19 protein-coding genes are annotated in these 18,450 nt (G+C 69.8%); 10 read left to right on the top strand and 9 right to left on the bottom strand.

Annotated elements, in window-relative coordinates:
- Positions 1-221: 221 nt before the first annotated feature.
- Complete coding sequence (locus ACZ6O0_RS06305; protein WP_465764068.1) at positions 222-1,676, top strand: glycosyltransferase family 87 protein; 1,455 nt, start codon at positions 222-224, stop codon at positions 1,674-1,676.
- On the opposite strand, the gene ACZ6O0_RS06300 is transcribed toward ACZ6O0_RS06305, so the two are convergent.
- The 5 genes from ACZ6O0_RS06300 to ACZ6O0_RS06280 are packed head-to-tail and all read right to left on the bottom strand — an operon-like array spanning position 1,673 to position 6,706.
- Positions 1,673-2,602: a threonine ammonia-lyase gene (locus tag ACZ6O0_RS06300; protein WP_465763752.1), complete on the bottom strand. Its 930-nt coding sequence runs from the start codon at positions 2,600-2,602 to the stop codon at positions 1,673-1,675. The genes ACZ6O0_RS06305 and ACZ6O0_RS06300 overlap by 4 nt on opposite strands.
- Positions 2,603-2,641: 39 nt before the next feature.
- Complete coding sequence (locus ACZ6O0_RS06295) at positions 2,642-3,490, bottom strand: ATP-grasp domain-containing protein (protein WP_465763751.1); 849 nt, start codon at positions 3,488-3,490, stop codon at positions 2,642-2,644.
- Between the two features lie 5 nt (positions 3,491-3,495).
- On the bottom strand, positions 3,496-4,755 hold the full coding sequence (locus tag ACZ6O0_RS06290; RefSeq protein WP_465763750.1) for an MptA/MptB family glycosyltransferase: 1,260 nt from the start codon (positions 4,753-4,755) through the stop codon (positions 3,496-3,498).
- Between the two features lie 47 nt (positions 4,756-4,802).
- Entirely contained in the window at positions 4,803-6,059 is a 1,257-nt protein-coding gene (locus ACZ6O0_RS06285; RefSeq protein ID WP_465763749.1) for a DUF2064 domain-containing protein, read from the bottom strand.
- Entirely contained in the window at positions 6,056-6,706 is a 651-nt protein-coding gene (locus ACZ6O0_RS06280; RefSeq protein ID WP_465763748.1) for a glycosyltransferase family 2 protein, read from the bottom strand. The genes ACZ6O0_RS06285 and ACZ6O0_RS06280 overlap by 4 nt, the downstream gene beginning before the upstream one ends.
- A gap of 122 nt (positions 6,707-6,828) precedes the next feature.
- Here ACZ6O0_RS06280 and ACZ6O0_RS06275 point away from each other — a divergent pair, with 122 nt between their 5' ends.
- Positions 6,829-7,527 carry a response regulator transcription factor gene (locus ACZ6O0_RS06275; RefSeq protein ID WP_465763747.1) on the top strand — a complete coding sequence of 233 codons (699 nt, stop codon included), beginning with the start codon at positions 6,829-6,831 and terminating at the stop codon, positions 7,525-7,527.
- Entirely contained in the window at positions 7,524-8,687 is a 1,164-nt protein-coding gene (locus ACZ6O0_RS06270) for a sensor histidine kinase (RefSeq protein ID WP_465763746.1), read from the top strand. The genes ACZ6O0_RS06275 and ACZ6O0_RS06270 overlap by 4 nt, the downstream gene beginning before the upstream one ends.
- On the opposite strand, the gene ACZ6O0_RS06265 is transcribed toward ACZ6O0_RS06270, so the two are convergent.
- Both ACZ6O0_RS06265 and ACZ6O0_RS06260 read right to left on the bottom strand, forming a co-directional pair.
- On the bottom strand, positions 8,673-9,707 hold the full coding sequence (locus ACZ6O0_RS06265) for an NAD-dependent epimerase/dehydratase family protein (protein WP_465763745.1): 1,035 nt from the start codon (positions 9,705-9,707) through the stop codon (positions 8,673-8,675). The genes ACZ6O0_RS06270 and ACZ6O0_RS06265 overlap by 15 nt on opposite strands.
- Positions 9,704-10,480 (bottom strand): S-methyl-5'-thioadenosine phosphorylase, encoded by a 777-nt coding sequence (locus ACZ6O0_RS06260; RefSeq protein WP_465763744.1) that lies wholly within the window; start codon positions 10,478-10,480, stop codon positions 9,704-9,706. The genes ACZ6O0_RS06265 and ACZ6O0_RS06260 overlap by 4 nt, the downstream gene beginning before the upstream one ends.
- A gap of 86 nt (positions 10,481-10,566) precedes the next feature.
- On the opposite strand from ACZ6O0_RS06260, the gene ACZ6O0_RS06255 reads away from it, so the two are divergent.
- Positions 10,567-11,070 carry a hypothetical protein gene (locus ACZ6O0_RS06255; protein ID WP_465763743.1) on the top strand — a complete coding sequence of 168 codons (504 nt, stop codon included), beginning with the start codon at positions 10,567-10,569 and terminating at the stop codon, positions 11,068-11,070.
- Positions 11,067-12,035: an RNA polymerase subunit sigma-70 gene (locus ACZ6O0_RS06250; protein WP_465763742.1), complete on the top strand. Its 969-nt coding sequence runs from the start codon at positions 11,067-11,069 to the stop codon at positions 12,033-12,035. The genes ACZ6O0_RS06255 and ACZ6O0_RS06250 overlap by 4 nt, the downstream gene beginning before the upstream one ends.
- Positions 12,036-12,057: 22 nt before the next feature.
- Here the strand turns inward: ACZ6O0_RS06250 and ACZ6O0_RS06245 are convergent, their stop codons facing one another.
- Positions 12,058-12,264: a hypothetical protein gene (locus ACZ6O0_RS06245; protein WP_465691878.1), complete on the bottom strand. Its 207-nt coding sequence runs from the start codon at positions 12,262-12,264 to the stop codon at positions 12,058-12,060.
- 158 nt (positions 12,265-12,422) lie between these two features.
- Complete coding sequence (locus ACZ6O0_RS06240; protein ID WP_465763741.1) at positions 12,423-14,078, bottom strand: bifunctional 3'-5' exonuclease/DNA polymerase; 1,656 nt, start codon at positions 14,076-14,078, stop codon at positions 12,423-12,425.
- 67 nt (positions 14,079-14,145) lie between these two features.
- Between ACZ6O0_RS06240 and ACZ6O0_RS06235 the strand changes: the two genes are divergently transcribed.
- The 5 genes from ACZ6O0_RS06235 (at position 14,146) to ACZ6O0_RS06215 (ending at position 18,427) form a co-directional block, all read left to right on the top strand.
- Positions 14,146-15,501 carry an aminotransferase-like domain-containing protein gene (locus tag ACZ6O0_RS06235; protein WP_465763740.1) on the top strand — a complete coding sequence of 452 codons (1,356 nt, stop codon included), beginning with the start codon at positions 14,146-14,148 and terminating at the stop codon, positions 15,499-15,501.
- A gap of 72 nt (positions 15,502-15,573) precedes the next feature.
- Positions 15,574-16,473: a pyridoxal 5'-phosphate synthase lyase subunit PdxS gene (gene pdxS, locus ACZ6O0_RS06230; RefSeq protein WP_465763739.1), complete on the top strand. Its 900-nt coding sequence runs from the start codon at positions 15,574-15,576 to the stop codon at positions 16,471-16,473.
- Complete coding sequence (locus tag ACZ6O0_RS06225) at positions 16,470-17,042, top strand: DUF6891 domain-containing protein (protein WP_465763738.1); 573 nt, start codon at positions 16,470-16,472, stop codon at positions 17,040-17,042. The genes pdxS and ACZ6O0_RS06225 overlap by 4 nt, the downstream gene beginning before the upstream one ends.
- Positions 17,039-17,632: a pyridoxal 5'-phosphate synthase glutaminase subunit PdxT gene (gene pdxT, locus ACZ6O0_RS06220; RefSeq protein WP_465763737.1), complete on the top strand. Its 594-nt coding sequence runs from the start codon at positions 17,039-17,041 to the stop codon at positions 17,630-17,632. The genes ACZ6O0_RS06225 and pdxT overlap by 4 nt, the downstream gene beginning before the upstream one ends.
- 33 nt (positions 17,633-17,665) lie before the next feature.
- Positions 17,666-18,427: a YebC/PmpR family DNA-binding transcriptional regulator gene (locus ACZ6O0_RS06215; protein WP_465763736.1), complete on the top strand. Its 762-nt coding sequence runs from the start codon at positions 17,666-17,668 to the stop codon at positions 18,425-18,427.
- Positions 18,428-18,450 lie beyond the last annotated feature (23 nt).

Here is an 18,450-nt window from a genome sequence, read left to right as displayed (position 1 = left end):
GCGGCGAACCTCTCCCGCCGGTACGACGAGGTCCCCTGCCGGGAGCGAAGGTTGAATTGTTCGACGACGGCGGGCATCTGTTCGGGTGGGAGGGTCCGGACCGGACCACTACCGCCGTGGCGGCCCATGCCCTTGGGTGACGGCGCGCGGCCCTGCCCGCACAGGGCCTCAGGCACCTGTGGGTAACCTCTCCTGGTCGCCAGGTGAGCCGATAGGAGATGATGCCCACCGTGACCGGACTACGTACCCAGGACGCGCAGGACCGGCAGCCGCCGACGGAGGTCGATCCGGCTGTCGCCGGCCTGACCGTTGGGCTCGGTGGGCCGATCGGGCGGTTCGCCCGGCTCAGCTCGTCCTGGTGGACGCCACTGCGGATCGCGCTCGCCGTGTGCACGATCACGTTCGGTCTCGGCGTACTGCAGAAGGCGCCCTGCATGGAGGCCGGTTGGGATCGGCAGAGCTGGCGGCCGTTCAAGGCGCTCTGCTACTCCGACATCGGGTTCCTGTACCAGGAGCGCGGGTTCGCCGAGGGCAACCGGCCGTTCCTCGACACCGGCAACTACCCGGTCCTGGAGTACCCGGTGCTCACCGGCGGCTTCATGGAGGTCGCCGCCAAGATCACCTGGCTGTTCACCGGCGACCCGAAGAAGGACGTGAGCGTCGAGCAGAAGCGCGCCACCGCGGGCGTGTTCTTCGTCGTCAACGTGGCGTTGCTGTTCATCTGCGCGCTGTTCATCGTCGGCTTCACGGTCGCCACCGCGCGCGGCGTCGAATCGCGTCCGGGTGCGGCCCGGGGCCAGCCACTGGATGCGTTGTACGTCGCCGCCGCGCCGGTACTCGCGCTCACGTCGACGATCAACTGGGACTTGTTCGCGGTCGCGCTCACGGCCGGGGCGATGTTCGCCTGGTCACGCGGGAGACCGATCTGGTTCGGCGTACTGCTCGGGTTGGGGACGGCGGCGAAGTTCTATCCGTTCCTGCTGCTCGGGCCGCTGCTGATCGTGTGCATCCGGGGCCGCAAGCTGTGGCCGTGGTTCCAGGCGGTGATCGCCGCGGCGGTCGCGTGGGGTCTGGTGAACGCGCCGATCTACCTGCTGGCGAAGAACGAGTGGATGTCGTTCTGGACGTTCAACGACCAGCGGGAGAGCGACTACGGCTCGATCTGGTACGTGCTGAAGCTGGCCAAGCACGAGGTCGCGGACGTCAACCAGCTGAACATCGTGATCTTCGCCGGCCTGTGCCTGTCGATCGCGATCCTCGGGTTGATGGCGCCGAGACCGCCCAGATTCGCCCAGCTCGCGTTCCTGGTGGTCGCGGCGTTCCTGCTGATCAACAAGGTCTACTCACCGCAGTACGTGCTCTGGCTGCTGCCGTTGGTGGCGCTGGCCCGGCCGCGGTTGCGGGACTGGCTGATCTGGCAGGCGTGCGAGTGTTTCTACTGGATGCTGGTGTGGATGCATCTGGCCCAGTTCCTCGCGCCCGGGAATCCGGAGATCCCGGACCGGATCTACTGGCTCTCGGTGATCCTGCGGATGGCCGGGACGCTCTGGCTGATGCTGGTGGTGGCGCGGGACATCCTGCTGCCGGAGAACGATCCGGTCCGCCAGGGCGATCTGGTCGACGATCCCGGCGACGGGGTCAGATCCGGTGCCCGGGCCCGGTTGGCTCCCGCCTAGAGCATCAGCTTCGACACATCGAGGTTGCCGCCGCTGACGACCGCGGCGGTGACCCCGTCGAGCTGGATGCTGCCCTCGAGCAGGGCGGCGAAAGGTGCGGCGGCTGCTGGTTCGAGGGCGAGCTTGGTCCGCGACATCACCAGTCGCGTCGCCTCGAGCAGGGCGTCCTCACTGACGCGGACGACGGTGTCGACGTACTGCTGGATGAGCGGGAGATTGCGGGTGCCGCAGACCGGCGCGGCCAGTCCGTCGGCGATCGAGCGGGCCGTCGGGAGCTTCTGCGGCTCGCCGGCCTCCAGGCTGCGGCTGACCACGTCGGCCTGCTCGGGCTCGATGCCGATCACCCGGATCGCCGGCTTCACCAGCTTGACCGCCGTCGCGACACCGGAGATCAGTCCGCCGCCGCCGACCGGGACGAGCACGGTGTCGAGGTCGGGGCGATCCTCGAGCAGTTCGAGACCGAGGCTGCCGTGGCCGGTGATCACGTCCTCGTCGTCGAACGGGTGAACGCCGGTCAGCTTGCGCTCGTCCCGGATCCGCTCGTACTGCGCCATCAGGTCACCCTCGACCAGCTCGACGGTCGCGCCGTACCCGCGAGCCGCGTCCACCTTGGCCGGTACGGCGGTCTTCGCCATCACCACGGTCGCCGGGACACCGGCGTTCCCGGCGGCCCAGGCCAGGGCGCCGGCCGCATTCCCGGCCGAGACCGTGATCACGCCGCGGTCGCGCTCCTCGGCACTCAACCTGAGCAGCTTGGTCAACAGCCCGCGCACCTTGAAACTGCCGGTCTTCTGGAACAGCTCCGCCTTCAACGCGATCTCACCGCCGAACCGCTCGTCCAGCGCGCTGGAGCTCAGCATCGGGGTGCGGTGAATCCGGCCGTCCAGCTGTTCCGCGGCCTGGCGAATGTCCTCGAGCGTCGGCATGCCCCGACCCTATCGGGGTGCCACGGAGGCGGCGGTCAGTCAGACGCGGGCCGCGACCGTGGTGGCGAGTTTGTGGGTTGCTTCCGGGGAGTGGGGGAGGAACAGGTAGGGCTCGATCAGTTCGAGTTCCATCAGGAGGAAGCGGCCGTTGACGACGACGCCGTCGACGCGGGCGTAGGCCGGCGCGGGACCGGCCGCCTCCAGGGCGGTCCGGGCGCCGTCCAGTACGGCGGGCGCCGGGTCGGTCAGAACCGAGTGCCCGCCGTGGTGTTCCTGGACCCGATAGTCACCAGCTGCCGGGCGCTTCACCACGGCGTGGGTGTACTCGCCGTCGATGAACATCAGGGACCACTCGCCGTCGGTCACGATCTCGGACTGGAACGGCTGGACCAGGTAGACGATGTCCGGCAGATTGTCCATCGCCCGGTCGAGCTCCGGGGACCCGGCCACCCCGCGGACAGTGTGCAGGGCGCTCGCACCGACGGTCGGCTTGATGACGATCTCCTGGCCGGTCATCCCGGCGACCACCTCGCGCAGGCACGCGCCGGCCGCGATCTGGGACGGCACGATCGCGATCCCGCGCTCACGCAGCTCGAGCAGGTACCGCTTGTCGCCGTTCCAGCGGACGAGACCGCTGTCGTTCAGCACGGGTACGCCGGCCTTGTCGAGCAGCGCGAGCCACTCGGTGAACTCGTCGTACCGGCGGTGGTAGTCCCAGACCGAGCGCAGCAGAACGGCGTCGTACCCGGACCAGTCGACCGACGGGTCGGTCCAGATCTCGGCGACCGGGTCGAGCCCGGCGGCGCGGAGGGTGTCGACGAGCGGGAGGTCGTGCTCGTGCAACCCGGCGAAGTCGGCCGAGGTCGCGAGGGCGATGCGTTTCGTCACGCCGATCAGTGTTGGGTGGCGAACGTCGGCGCGTCAAACGCCATTGCGGTAGTGGTTCGGTGACGGATCGTGAGAGCGATGACAACGATGACAGCCGCCGTGAGGTGGATCAGGCCCTGCCGGGTGTCGTGCCCGAAGCTCGCGTAGGCCAGGTACGACGCCAGGGGTACGGCGAGCCATTCGGGCCGGCGCGCGAGGACCGCGAGCGCGATCAGCGGGAGGCCGTACCACGGGTAGGTCGGGGTGGCGATCAGCAGCGCGGCGCCGTACAGCCAGCAGCAGGTGAGGGCGATCGGCTCGTGTTTCGCCCGCCGGAGGGCAGCCACCGCCAGGCCGAGCGCGAGGGCGGCGGCGACGAGCTGACGGGCCTCAGGAGGCAGCAGGAGCGCGAGAATCGCCGAGCGGGAGCTGCCGTCGTCGAAGCCTTCCTGGGTCAGGTAGCCGGGCAGGAAGCCGAGCACCAAGGTGCCGACGGCAAGCAGGTGCGGGAGGTAGGAGGCGATGAAGGTGCCTAGAGCAACCATCGGCCGGCGGCCCCGGAAGGCCGGGAGCAGCAGGAGCGGCAGGAGCTTCACGCTCGCCGCCGCGCCGAGTGCGGCCGCGGCCAGCTTCGGGCGCCGGGTGGCGGTGACGACCGCGGCTGCGATCAGGAGTGCGGCGAGGACGTCGACGTGTGCTGCGTTGCCGGCCTCCAGGGCGACGATCGGTGACCAACCCCACAGAGCCGCCCACCGCGGATCCTGCACTGCGAGTAGCCAGGTGAGTGCGATAGCGATCAATGCTGCTGCGATCTGGAGGCCGAGGGTGCCCGCGGACCACGGCGTGAAGAACGAGACCACGGCGAAGTAGGCCTGCGCGACGGGCGGGTAGATGGTCGGAACCCGCGGCCGGTTGATCCGCGTCCTCGGGTCGTCCTGGGAGACCGCTGCCGGGTCCTTTGGCAGCCCACTCACGCCGGAACGGTCAGTCGGCGACAACCCCGGAAACAACACGGGATCCCGCAGTTTCGCGAGGCTGTCGTCCAACGGCGCCCGCGCGTACGGCGAATGCCCCGACAACTGCACGCGACCGTCCCACACGTACCGGTAAGCATCCGTGCTCGTAGTGGGCGCCTGCGTGAGCCCCGGGACCTGACACAACGCGGCAACAATCACCACGGCGGCCACACTCACCCCCTTGGCCCACCACACCACCCCCATCAGCACCACACACCCCACCACCAGCACCACGTTCGGCAAGACGTGCGCCGCCGAGGCCGCGATCACCGCCCCACAACAACCAACCGCCACGACACCCCCGGCAACCGACCGCATCAGGCGGTCCGGCGGAGGGTCAGGAAGGCTCGGTGGCCGGCTCGCCAGTCTTCGGTGGGGTGGAGGTTGGCATGGCGGGCGTGGCGGAGGACGGCGCGGGTACCTACCCTTGCCCAGGGCAACGGTGTGGAGCGGCGGCCGGTGGAGCTGCGCAGGACGATCGGGCCGGTGTCGTCGAGATCGTCGTCGGGGTCGACCTCGACCAGGACGAGTCCGTCGGGGCGGACGAGTTCGGCGCAGCGGCGGAGCAGGTCGGACGGGTCGCCGCCGATCCCGATGTTGCCGTCCATCAGCAGCACGCTGCCCCAGCGCCCCTCGGCCGGCAGCCGATCCTGCACCGGCCGCCGCAATGCCGCCGCACCGCGGGCCGTGGTGAGCGACACCGCCCGAGGCGACACATCGACACCCAAGGCCGGAATCCCTCGCTCGGCCAGCGCCGTCACGATCCGCCCCGGCCCGCACCCGATATCCAGAACGGGGCCCTCGCACCGGCTCAGCGCAAGCCGGTCGACCTCGTCCGCGGGCGACTTCCACCGATCCAGCTCGGACAGCGACGGCACCGTCCGTCCATCGATGCCGGTAGCAACGACTCGCGCCGTACCACCCAGCGCCTGCTCGAACAGCAAGCCCGGATGAGCCGCATGCCGCAGCCGTTGGTGAAGCCGCGACACCCGCAAGGACGGATGTGCGGCCGCGATCAGTGCCGCGTCACGGGGCGTGTCCATGTCCCGCAACGTCGGCAACAGCAACACCCGCAGGCCGAGTTCCCGAAGCCGCCGCAGTTGGTCGCGCCCGGTGTGATCGGTCGACATCGGTACGCCGATCAACGCCCGCCGATCCGGCACCCGGAGTCCGAGACACCAGTAGCCGCCGTCATCGGTCAGCCCAAGCACAGCGTCGTACCCGGGCCACTGGAATCCCAGCAGCGACGGCGCGAGCTGCGGTGTGTCCATGCCGACGAGGAGCATCGGCGTACCGTCGAACGCATCCTCGAACGCAGCAGCCAACCGCTCGTCCAACCCATCTCCGCGCTGCCCGATCACCTCGAACCCATCAGGCAGCCACGGCCCCGGATCACCGTCGAGAGCGAGCACCCGCCGCGATGCCGGCGCCGCACGGACTGCACTCAGCGTGTCCACGAGCGACGCCCGGGCCAGTGCCGCCGCTTCATCAGCGGTGAACTCGGTCTGCAACCGCGTCTTCACCCGCCCCGCAACCGGCTCCTTCGCGATGACGATCAGCGTCCCGCGAGTCATCGAGCCAGCACCTTCGACATGTCGAGGACGGCCCGCGCCGCGCCAAGCGGCGTACCGGTGACCTTCGACCGCCCGGAACGCGGAAGGTAGTCGACATCGACCTCGGCGATCCGCCACCCGGCGTCGGCCGCGCAGACCACGGTCTCCAACGGGTATCCAGATCGCCGGTCCTGCAGGCCGAGGTCGAGGAGAGCGGTACGCCGGGCCGCCCGCATCGGACCCAGGTCGTGCAAGCGGACCCCGGTACGGCGCCACATCCGCCGGGACAACTCGGCATTCGCCAACCGCAGATGCCACGGCCAGGCCCCGCGCGACACCGGACGTCGCCGCCCGACCATGAGGTCGACGTTCCCGGCCAGCACCGGTGCCGTGACCCGGACCAGTTGGCGTGGATCCAGCGACGCGTCGGCGTCCATGAACACGACCACCTCCGCCTCGGCCGCCTCCAGGCCGGCATGACAGGCTGCGCCGTACCCGCGCAGCGCGCAGCTGACCACGGTCGCGCCGAAGTGAGCGGCGATCTCCGGCGAGCCGTCGGTCGAACCGTTGTCGACGACAACGGCCCGGACGCCGGCCGGCAGGCGCTCGAGCACCCAGGGCAGGGCCGCGGCCTCGTTCAGGCACGGCAGGACGAGATCGACTGACACTCTTCGACCGTAGGGAACAACGGTCGCCGGAGCGGCCCGGACGCGACTACGGGTCGCTTACGTCGCGACGCGGTGCGCTGCGGACCGGGGGTGCGGCCGGTCCGACGATCTAGGCTCTGATCGTGGCTACTCGTGTGCTCGTGGTCGACGACGACCCGACCGTGTCCAACGTCGTCTCGGCGTACCTGACCAAGGCCGGGTACGACGCCCGCGTGGTGGCGGACGGTGTCGCCGCGGTCGAAGTCTGGCAGCAGTGGAAACCGTCGGTCGTCGTACTGGACGTGATGCTGCCCGGCCTGTCCGGGCTGGAGGTGCTGCGCCGGATGCGCGCGGCCGACGACGGCGCCGCGGTGATCATGCTATCCGCGCGGGGCGAGGAGGAGGACCGGCTGGTCGGGCTGGAGGTCGGCGCGGACGACTACGTGGTCAAGCCGTTCAGCCCGCGGGAGCTCACGCTGCGGGTGCAGGCCATGCTGCGGCGCGAGGAACGCCTGGCCGGGCTCGACCTGACGCCGACCAAGCTGAGCGCCGGTCCGATCACGATCGACACCGCGGCGCGGCGTGCGTACCTGAACGAGGACGAGCTGTCGCTCACACATCGCGAGTTCGACCTGCTGGCATTCCTGGTGTCGCATCCGGGCAAGGCGTACACGAAGGCCGAGCTGCTGCGGCGGGTCTGGGGCTGGGACTTCGGTGACTCGTCGACCGTCACCGTGCACGTACGGCGGTTGCGGGAGAAGATCGAGGTCGACCCGTCCGATCCCCGCCTCGTCCTCACGGTGCCGCGGACGGGTTACCGGTTCGTCGGAGATGCCGAATGAACAAGGACATGGTCACGATCCTGGCGCTCACCACGCTGTGGACGCTGGTCGTGGCGGCGCTCGGGGCAGCCATCCTGTGGCAGTTCCGCCGCCGGTCGTTACGGATCACGATGATCGTGGCGGCGCTGGCACCGATGGCGGCCGCGCTGGCCGCGGTGCTGCAGAGCGTCCGGGCGATGTTCATCTCCGAGCACGACTCGTGGGTGGTGCTCTGGACGCTGGCGTTCGCGGCCCTGCTCGGGCTCGGGATGTCGGTCCTGCTCGGGCACTGGATCAGCACGGGGTCGCGGGATGTCGGACGGCGGTTGCGTCACCTCGGGACGTCGTACGAGGCGCCGGTCGCGCTGGCCGGCGCGGTGCCGGCCGAGCTGGCGGAGCTGACCGACGAGCTGGAGATGACGCGCCGGAAGCTGGCCGCGTCGCACGAACGCGAGCGCGCACTGGAGTCGAGCCGGCGGGAGCTGGTGGCCTTCATGTCGCACGATTTGCGTACGCCGCTCGCCGGGCTGCGGGCCGTGTCCGAGGGACTCGAGGACGGCGTGATCGACGACGTACCCGGTGCGCTGCGGCAGATGCGGGCGACGGTGGATCGGATGACGGGGCTGGTGGACGACCTCTTCGAGCTGTCCCGGTTGTCGGCCGCACCTCCGCCGCGGCGCCGGTCGGCGGTCAGCCTGCGGGAGCTGGCGGAGGACGTGGTGGGGGAGAACGGTGCGCACGCACGGTCGTCTGGGGTCGGGCTGATGGTGTCGACGCCGCCGGACGACGATCGGCTCGCCGTCCAGGGCGATCCGGACGAGCTGACCCGCGCGGTCACCAACCTGGTCGGCAACGCGATCCGTCACACGTCACCCGGCGGCACGGTCACGGTGTCCGTCGACCGCGAATCCGACGGGCGGGTGCGGCTGGCCGTCACCGACGGCTGCGGCGGCATCCCGGCCGACGACCTGGAACGGGTTTTCGACATCGGCTGGCGGGGCGACGAGCAGCGCACGCCCGACGCCGGTTCGTCGACCGGTGGCGGACTCGGTCTCGCGATCGCCCGCGGCGTCGTCGAGTCCCACGACGGCAAGATCGCCGTCAACAACGTGGACGGCGGCTGCGCGTTCCAGATCGACCTGCCGCCGGTCCAGCCGGCGACCGAGTCAATCGGCGGGTGAGCCGAGGAGGTCGGCGAGACCTGTCGTGAGGTCGTAGGCGGGCTTCCAGCCGAGTTCGTCCTGGAGGCGGGCCGAGGATGCGGTGATGTGGCGGACGTCGCCCAAGCGGTACTGGCCGGTGACGACCGGGGCCGGCCCTTGGTAGGCACGAGAGAGCGCTGTCGCGACGTCGCCGATGGTGCTGATGGTGCCGCTCCCGACGTTGTACGCCGTGAACGGCGGCTGGTGGGGGAGCGCGGCCGCCGTGGTGGTGACCGCCGTCGCGATGTCGTGGACGTGGATGAAGTCGCGCCGTTGATGGCCGTCCTCAAACACCCTCGGCGCCTCACCGCGTTCCAGCATCGAGCGGAAGATCGCCGCAACCCCGGCGTACGGCGTGTTCCGCGGCATGCCGGGTCCGTAGACGTTGTGGAAGCGGAGCGCGCTCACTCTCCCGCCGGTCTCGCGGGCCCAGGACGCGGCCAGGTGCTCGCCGTTCAGCTTGCTGGCCGCGTAGGCGTTGCGCGGATCGGGGAGAGCATTCTCGGTGACCAGACCCGGCCGGAGCTGGGCGCCACAGACCGGGCACGGTGGTTCGAAGCGTCCCGCGTCCAGATCCTCGGTACGGCGTGGACCGGGCGCCACCTGACCATGCCGATCACAGTCGTAGCGGCCCTCGCCGTACACGACCATCGAGCTGGCGTAGACGACGTGCCGGATCGTGGTGTGGGCTAGTTGCCGGAGCAGGACCGCCGTACCCAGGCTGTTGGTCGACACGTAGTCGTCCAGATCGTCGAGGTTGACGCCGAGCCCGACCTTGGCGGCGAGATGGATCACGGTGTCGATGCCATCCAGTGCCGCGGCAACGGTCGCCGCGTCGCGGACGTCGCCGACGATCAGCCCGGACCGCAGCTCCGGCTGGTGCGCGTGGACGTCCGGACGGAACGAGTCGAGCACGACGACTTCGTGGCCCTCGGCAACGAGTTGGTGGTGGACATGCCGTCCGATGAACCCGGCGCCGCCGGTCAGCAGGACTCTCACCGGGCGGCCGCCGTACCGTCGAGGGCGTGGCGGCACCCGCAGTCGGCGTCCGGTTTCGGCAGCTGACCGATCACCTCGGTGAGCAGGTACCGGAGGCGCTCGATGCTCTCGCCGAAGACCTTGAAGACCTCCGCCTGCGTGACGCCTTCGCCCGTCCGGATCCCCGCGTCGTGGTCGGTGACCAGCGCGATCGACGTGTAGCAGAGCGCGAGCTCGCGGGCGATCGACGCCTCGGGCGCTCCCGTCATGCCGACGATCGACCAGCCCTGCGCCGCATGCCAGGCGGACTCGGCGCGGGTGGAGAAGCGTGGTCCGTTGACGACCACCATCGTGCCCTCGGGTACGACGTTGCCGGTGGCAATCACCGTCGCCCGGCCGGTGGGGCAGTACGGGTCGGCGACGGACGTGTGCACCACCGGCGGACCGTCGTACACCGTGTGCTCGCGTCCCCAGGTGCGGTCGACGTACTGATCGGGCACGACGAACGTGCCGGGGACCAGTTCAGGTTTGAGCGAGCCGACCGCGCACGGCCCGAGCACCTGCCGGACGCCGAGCTCACGCAAGGCCCACAGGTTGGCCCGGTAGTTGACGCGATGCGGCGGGAACCGGTGATCGGCACCGTGCCGGGGGATGAACGCGACCGCGCGCCCGTCGAGCTCGCCGACCACCGGCGGCTCGCTGGGCGGGCCGAAGGGGGTGTCGATCTCGACGGTCTGTGCGTCGGACAGGAACGAGTAGAAGCCGGAGCCACCGATCACGCCGATATCAGCCATGATCCCGACGCTAGTGCCGGGCGATGGGGCGACTACCGGATTCGGCCGGACCGTCAGCGCTCCGTAATCGATGATCGAATGGTGCCGTGGAGGTCTCCTGGGCGCTGCTCGCGATCGGCGTGGTGCTGCTGCTGTTCGGCGCCTACGCGAGCTGGACCGCCGGGCGGCTCGACCGCCTGCACCACCGCGTGGACCTCGCGCGTGCGTCGCTGGAGACAGAGCTGTCCCGTCGCTCCGCCATGGTCGCCGAACTGGCCGGCAGCGGCGTCCTCGACCCGGCGTCGTCCTTGCTGCTGCTCGATGCGGCGCACCGCGCCCGGACCGCGTCGCTGGATGCGTCCGCCGATGTGGAGGCGCGCGAGCAGGCGGAGTCCGCGCTGACCCGAGCGATCCGTGCCACCGGCACCGATGTCGAACCGTGGGCCGGCGAGCTGAACCTGGCGATGCGGCGGGTCCAGTTGGCACGCCGCTTCCACAACGACATCGTGGTGTCGGCACGCGACCTCCGCCACCGCCGCCTGGTCACCTGGTTCCGGCTGGCCGGCCGCGCGCCGATGCCGTGCACGATCGAACTGGAGGACGGGCGTTGACGTTCGAGGAGGAGGCCGAGCAGTACCGGCACGAGCTGCGGGTGCACTGCTACCGGATGCTCGGCTCGTACGACGACGCCGAGGACCTGGTCCAGGAGACCTACCTCCGCGCCTGGCGTGCCCGCGCCACCTTCGACGGCCGGTCGTCGTTGCGTGCCTGGCTTTACCGCATCGCCACCAACGCTTGCATCGACGACGTACGGCGTCCGCAGCGAGTCCTCCCGCACCAGCTCGAGCCGGCATCATTCCCCGCCACGGCGCTACCGGCCCGGGAGGATGTGCCGTGGCTCCAGCCGTTCCCCGACGTACTCCTCGACCGCGCCGAGGAACCTGACGCGGTGGCGATCCGGCGGGAGACGATCGAACTCGCGTTCCTGATCGCGATCCAGCACCTCCCACCCCGCCAGCGCGCCGTGCTGATCCTCCGCGACGTCCTCGGCTGGCCCGCCCGCGAGACCGCGTCGGTCATGGACCTGACCGTTGCCGCGGTCAACTCAGCTCTGCAGCGGGCTCGCCCGATTCTCCGCGATCACCTGCCGCCGCACCGATCCGAATGGTCCGCGGTGTGTTCTTCTGTGGATGAGCAGGAGCTCTTGAAGAAGTACTTGACTGCTTGGGAGGCCGCCGACGCTGCGGCGCTCGCAGCCCTGATGCACGAGGACGTCCGCATCACGATGCCGCCGTACCCGTTCTGGTTCGAGGGCCGCGCGGACGCCGTCCGCTCGCTGGTCCCCAACCTCACGCCGGCCTACCGCGGTCACTGGCGCTTCCTGCCGACCACGGTCAACCGCCAACCCACCCTGGCTGCCTACCTGCAACCGCCGAAGACCTCCGGATTCTGGCTGTTCGGCCTGGACATCTTCCGCATCGAACAGGGCCTGATCGCCGAGATGACCGCCTACGAGACCACCGACTTCGCCCGCTTCGGGCTTCCCGCCGAACTGCACTCCCCGGTGACGCGCTAGGCGCCACCGGGGAGCGGGTTACTCAGACGCCGTGCTCGTTGCCGCGCTTGGGCGTGCGCCGGGAGAAGTCCCCGGTCACCCGGCCCTTGGTGTCGCGAACCTTGCCGTCGTCACCCAGACCACCCGACCGGGTCGCCTTCTTGGCCTGACGGCCCGACAGGGTGCCGCCGTTCTCCACCGCGTCCCGCCGCTGCTGAGCCTTCTTGTCGCCCCATGCCATGCGCCTCACGTCCTTCACTTTGTCGTGACGAATCCCCCGTGAAGTGCCTTGCTTTCTGACGAACCCGGCGAATGTACTGCTGTGGTCAACACGCCGATACCCGGTGCAAAGCATCAGTTCGGTTACGTCGGACGGTCTGACGCGCGGGTCGGCGCGTAGGTTCCGGCTTACTTCGCGTCGGCGTACGTCGTGACTGTCGCGGTGGTGAACGCGAAGCGCGCGGGCGTGCGGCCGAACGTCAGAGTGCCGGCCAGATCCGACGCGGACTGGATGGCCTCGGCGACGGTGCCGGCTTCGTCGGCCGGGCAGTGCACGATGACCTCGTCGTGCTGGAAGAAGACCAGCTCTGCTTTGAGATCCGTCAGTGATTGCCGCAACGCCGCGAGCATGAGCAACGCCCAGTCGGCGGCCGATCCTTGGACGACGAAGTTGCGCGTGAAGCGACCGCGGGCTCTGGCATTGCGGGCGTCGGTCTGTGGCTCGTCGGCGGGTGGACCTTCCAGCAGAGCATCGTCCAGCGGAGCGCCCGCGGGTGGGCACGTCCGGCCCAGCCAAGTCCGAACAAGGCGGCCTTCCTCACCCGCCCGGGCCGCGTCGTCCACATAGGCGACCGCGGCCGGGAATCGCTTCCGCAGCATGGCGAGGTTCTTCAACCCGTCACCCGAGGTCTGGCCGTAGATCGCGCCGAGTACGGCGACCTTCGCTGTTGCCCGATCGCCGGAGAACGCCTTGTCCGAAACGGCCTTGTACAGATCGCCGGGATCGCTGGCCACCTCCAGCAACGCCGGATCGCGGGAGATCGCTGCCAGGATGCGCGGCTCGAGTTGAGAGGCATCGGCAACCACCAGACGCCATCCCGGATCCGCGACGACGGCCCGGCGGATCACCTTGGGGATCTGCAACCCGCCACCACCGTTGGTGATCCAGCGACCGGAGACAGTGCCCCCCGGGACGAAGCCAGGACGGAAACGGCCGTCATGGACCCAGTCGTGCAACCAGCTCCAACCGTTCGCGGTATAGATCCGGTAGAGCTTCTTGTACTCGACCAATGGCGCGACCGCCGGATGATCGATCGTCTCCAACTCCCAGCGGCGCGTCGACTTCAGTTGATAACCCGCCTGCTTGAACGCCTTCAGTACGTCGGCCGGCAGATCCGGCCGCACCCGTCGCCCGAACGCCGCCGACACCTCGTCCGCGAGCTCGGTCAGCCGCCGCGGCTCGCCCGTGCCGCCGAAGCGTTCGCCGAGCAACTCCGCGAGTACGTCGCGATGCGCCGACTCGCTCCACGGCAAGCCCGCGCGATCCATCTCGGCCGCGATCAGCATCCCGGATGATTCCGACGCCGTCAGCAACCGCATCCGGTCCGGATGCTCGGTGAGACCGTGCCGCCTCAGCTGGTCGGCATACACCCGGAGCAGCGCCTCGAACGCAACGGGCTCGGCGGCGATGTCGAACAGCGACGACTGCTCGCCTGGTACCACCGCGCGCAGCGGAGGATCGGGTGGCACCGGCCCACCACTCAGCCGCGCCCAAGCCGCAGCCGCCGACCGCGGCTCACCCAGCCGGCCCTCGTGCCCGAGAAGGAGGCCTTCGGTGTTCTCGATGTCGTAGCAGCGTTCGACCCGCACGCCGCTCGCCAGCAACCGCGGATAGATCTCCGCCGACGACCGCCACACCCACCGCGTCACCTGCGGGCGCGAGGCGACCGCGGTCGCGAGGTCGGGATCGTGCAGCACCTCACCGGCGGGCTGCCCGTCCGGATGCAGGGCGACGAGCACCGCCCCGCCGCCCTCCTCCGGCGCGATCGCCCACCGCTCGTCCATACCCGCATCCAAGCACCTGGGACGGACAGTCCCCGGAGCATCAGGCCAGTGGTGGCAGACTGGACTTATGTGGCGGGCGGGCGATCTCGATACGGCGGACGGGACCAAGACCGAACAGGTCGAGGCGCTCGTGCTGCGGCGGATCGAACGGGGAGACCTCTCGATCGGCTCCCGGCTGCCCTCGGAGCGAGTGCTCGCGGACCGCCTGGGCCTCAGCCGGGTGACCGTCGTCCGCGCGTTGGAGAACCTGCGGGCGGACGGCGTACTGGAGACCAAGCGAGGCTCCGGGACGGTCGTCAGGCCGCTCGATCGGCTCTTGGACCCGATCGCGCCGGCGTCGACGGTGACGGCGGGAGACCAGCCGGTGCTGGACCTGCGGTTCGCCACGACCGCGGCGCCACATGATGTGGCTGAGGTGGCGGCCCAGATCGTCCAGGACGGGTTACCGCAGGCCATGGGCGGCGACGGCCCGCCGCCGGGTGGATCTCTGGAGCTCCGTACGGCGCTAGCCGAGCGGCTGACCCTTGAAGGCGTACCGACCGAGCCGGATCAGCTGACCCTCACCGTGGGCGCAGCCGCCGGTCTGAATGCCGCACTGGCCGGTCTGGACCTCGGACCGGGCGTAGCGATCACCGAAACACCGACGTACCCAGCCGCCTTCGACCTGCTCAGAAAGCACCGCCTGGACGTCGCAGGCTGGCCGGCTGGCGTCTGGGACACCGACCAGCTCGCACACCTCTGCCGGCGCCACCGCCCGAAGGTCATCTACCTCCAGGCGGACAACCACAACCCGACCGGGCTCAGCCTCCCGGCAGACCGTCGTACGGCGGTGGTCGAGATAGCCCGTCGGTACGGCGCCGCACTGATCAGCGACGAGACCATGCGACCGCTCTGGCTGGCCGGTGGGAAGCAGGCCGAGCCGCTGAGTCGCTACCCACGGACAGTGAGTGTTGGCTCGCTCTCGAAGACCGTGTGGGGCGGACTGCGCGTCGGCTGGGTCAGAACCGGCAAACAGCTCCGCAGGCGCATCAACACCGCCGCGCAGCTCAGCGTGGCGTCACCCAGCGCTCTCGACGACCTCCTGGCCCAGGCGATCGTCCAGAAGCTCGACAAGGTGATCAGCCGCCGCCGTACCCGTCTGCGCGCCAACCTGACCGCACTGGAGACAGGACTCAAGACACTCGACGGTGTGGCCTGGCCCACGCCCACCGGCGGGATGACCCTCTGGCTGGAGCTGACCGAGACCAGAGCGCGCCGGGTGCTCGAGGCAGCCCGCGAACACGGTCTCCTGCTCGGTGCCGGCGACCTGTTCACGCCGGAGGGCACGGACCGCCGGCACATCCGGATCCCGTTCACCGCGCCGCCGGCCACGCTCCGGCTGGTGGTCGCCCGGCTCGGCGAAGCGCTGGCTCAGTCCACTTGATCCGAGGTGGACTGAAGATCGATGCCACCCGCCCCCTAACCTGGAACCGAGCCCCACGACCAGGAGGATGCAGTGACCGAGAACCAGACTCCCCAGACCGGGACCGCGAAGGTCAAGCGCGGCATGGCGGAGATGCTCAAGGGCGGCGTGATCATGGACGTCGTCACCGCCGAGCAGGCCAAGATCGCCGAGGACGCCGGTGCGGTCGCGGTGATGGCGCTGGAGCGGGTCCCGGCCGACATCCGCGCGCAGGGCGGCGTGTCCCGGATGAGCGACCCGGACATGATCGACTCGATCATCGGCGCCGTGTCGATCCCGGTGATGGCCAAGGCCCGGATCGGTCACTTCGTCGAGGCGCAGGTGCTGCAGAGCCTCGGGGTCGACTACATCGACGAGTCCGAGGTGCTGACCCCGGCCGACTACGCCAACCACATCGACAAGTGGCAGTTCACCGTGCCGTTCGTCTGCGGCGCGACCAACCTGGGCGAGGCGCTGCGCCGGATCACCGAGGGTGCGGCGATGATCCGCTCCAAGGGTGAGGCCGGCACCGGTGACGTGTCCAACGCGACCACCCACATGCGCCAGATCCGCCAGGAGATCCGCAAGCTGCAGAACCTCCCCGAGGACGAGCTGTACGTCGCCGCCAAGGAGCTGCAGGCGCCGTACGAGCTGGTCAAGGAGGTCGCCCAGCTCGGCAAGCTCCCGGTGGTGCTGTTCACCGCGGGCGGCATCGCCACCCCGGCCGACGCCGCGATGATGATGCAGCTCGGCGCCGAGGGCGTGTTCGTCGGCTCCGGCATCTTCAAGTCCGGCAACCCGGCCCAGCGCGCCGAGGCGATCGTCAAGGCCACCACCTTCCACGACGACCCCGACGTGATCGCCAAGGTCTCCCGCGGTCTGGGCGAGGCCATGGTCGGCATCAACGTCGACGAGATCCCGCAGCCGCACCGGCTCGCCGAGCGCGGCTGGTGACGACCCCCGAGGGTCTGCTGGCGGTCGACGAGCGGACCGCCCGGGAGCTGCGGGGTCTGGCCCGCGTCCTGGTGCGGTCCGGGTACGCCGACCACGCGGCGATCACCGCCGCGCTGACCGAGGCGGTCTCCGAGGACGCTCCGTCGATGGACGCGGCCGCCCTGGTGCCGCTGCTGATCGGCGAGGCGGTCATCGACCTGAACGCCGAGGCGGCCGGGTGGCCCGCGGAGACGGATCCGGGCCGGCTGGACGCCGTACTCGCCGAGCTGGAGTCCAGAGGCATCGTGGTGGTCCGCTACACGTCGGACCACCACGCCGCCCGGCAGGCGCTGGAGGCTGCGGCGGACCCCCGGGGACTGGTCTTCTTCACCGACACCGACGTCTGGCACGCCGTGGACTTCGGGATGCTCGAGCTGAAGGTCTGGCACCCCGACACCGCCAACGTCGCTCCGGGTGAACCGCTCCTCGAGGACGTACTCGCGCTGTTGCACCACAACGACCTGCCCGCCGTTTTCGACGAAGGCCGGATCGAGGTCAGCCTCGACTGGCAGCGAAGGGTGACGCTATGACCGTGATCGGTGTGTTCGCGCTGCAGGGGAACGTCCGCGAGCACCTGGCCATGCTGACCGAGGTCGGCGTCGAGGCCCGGCCGGTACGGCGTCCCTCCGAGCTGGAGCAGGTCGACGCGATGGTGCTGCCGGGCGGCGAGTCGACCACGATGGACAAGCTGGCCCGGTCGTTCGAGCTGTTCGAGCCGTTGCAGAAGCGGATCGCGGACGGGATGCCGGTGTTCGGCACCTGCGCCGGGATGATCATGCTCGCCAACGAGATCACCGGCGGGATCGAGGGCCAGGAGACGCTCGGCGGACTGGACGTGACGGTCCGCCGGAACGCGTTCGGGCGGCAGGTGGACTCGTTCGAGGCGGATCTGGAGTTCGCCGCGTTCGGCACGCCGTACCACGCCGTGTTCATCCGGGCACCGTGGGTGGAGCGGGTCGGGCGGGACGTCGAGGTACTCTCGACGGTGAGCTCGGGCCCCGCCACGGGTAGGATCGTCGCGGTCCGCCACGATCGGCTGCTGGCCACGTCGTTCCATCCGGAGATGACCGGGGACGCGAGGCTGCACGGCTACTTCGCCGAGCTGGTGCGCGGGCTCTGAGTCGGTAGCGGTGAAAGAAGGGTTGGGTTCGCCATGTCAGGCCACTCCAAGTGGGCCACCACGAAGCACAAGAAGGCCGTCATCGACGCGAAGCGCGGCAAGCTCTTCGCGAAGCTGATCAAGAACATCGAGGTGGCCGCCCGGATGGGCGGTGGCGACCCTGGCGGGAACCCGACCCTGTACGACGCCATCCAGAAGGCGAAGAAGTCCTCGGTCCCGAACGACAACATCGACCGCGCGGTCAAGCGCGGGTCCGGTGCCGAGGCCGGCGGCGCGGAGTACCAGACGATCATGTACGAGGGCTACGGCCCGAACGGCGTGGCGATGCTGGTCGAGTGCCTCACCGACAACCGCAACCGGGCCGCGGCCGACGTCCGTACGGCGATGACCCGGAACGGCGGCTCGCTGGCCGACCCGAACTCGGTCGCGTACCTGTTCAACCGCAAGGGCGTGATCGTCGTCGCCAAGGAGCAGGACGGGAAGTCGCTGTCCGAGGACGACGTGATGGAGGCCGTGCTCGAGGCCGGCGCCGAGGAGGTCAACGACCTCGGTGAGTCCTGGGAGGTCGTCACCGAGGCCACCGACCTGGTCCCGGCCCGGACCGCGCTCCAGGACGCCGGCATCGACTACGACTCCGCCGACGTCCAGTTCGTCCCGTCCATGACGGTCGAACTCGACGCCGACGGCGCCGGCAAGATCTTCCGCCTGATCGACGCCCTCGAGGACAGCGACGACGTCCAGAACGTCTACGCCAACTTCGACGTCTCCGACGAAATCATGGCCGAGGTCGGCTGACCCAGTAAGCCCGAACGACGGAG

This window comes from Kribbella sp. NPDC048837 (assembly GCF_055586945.1).
This window is presented reverse-complemented; position numbering and strand designations above follow the sequence as displayed.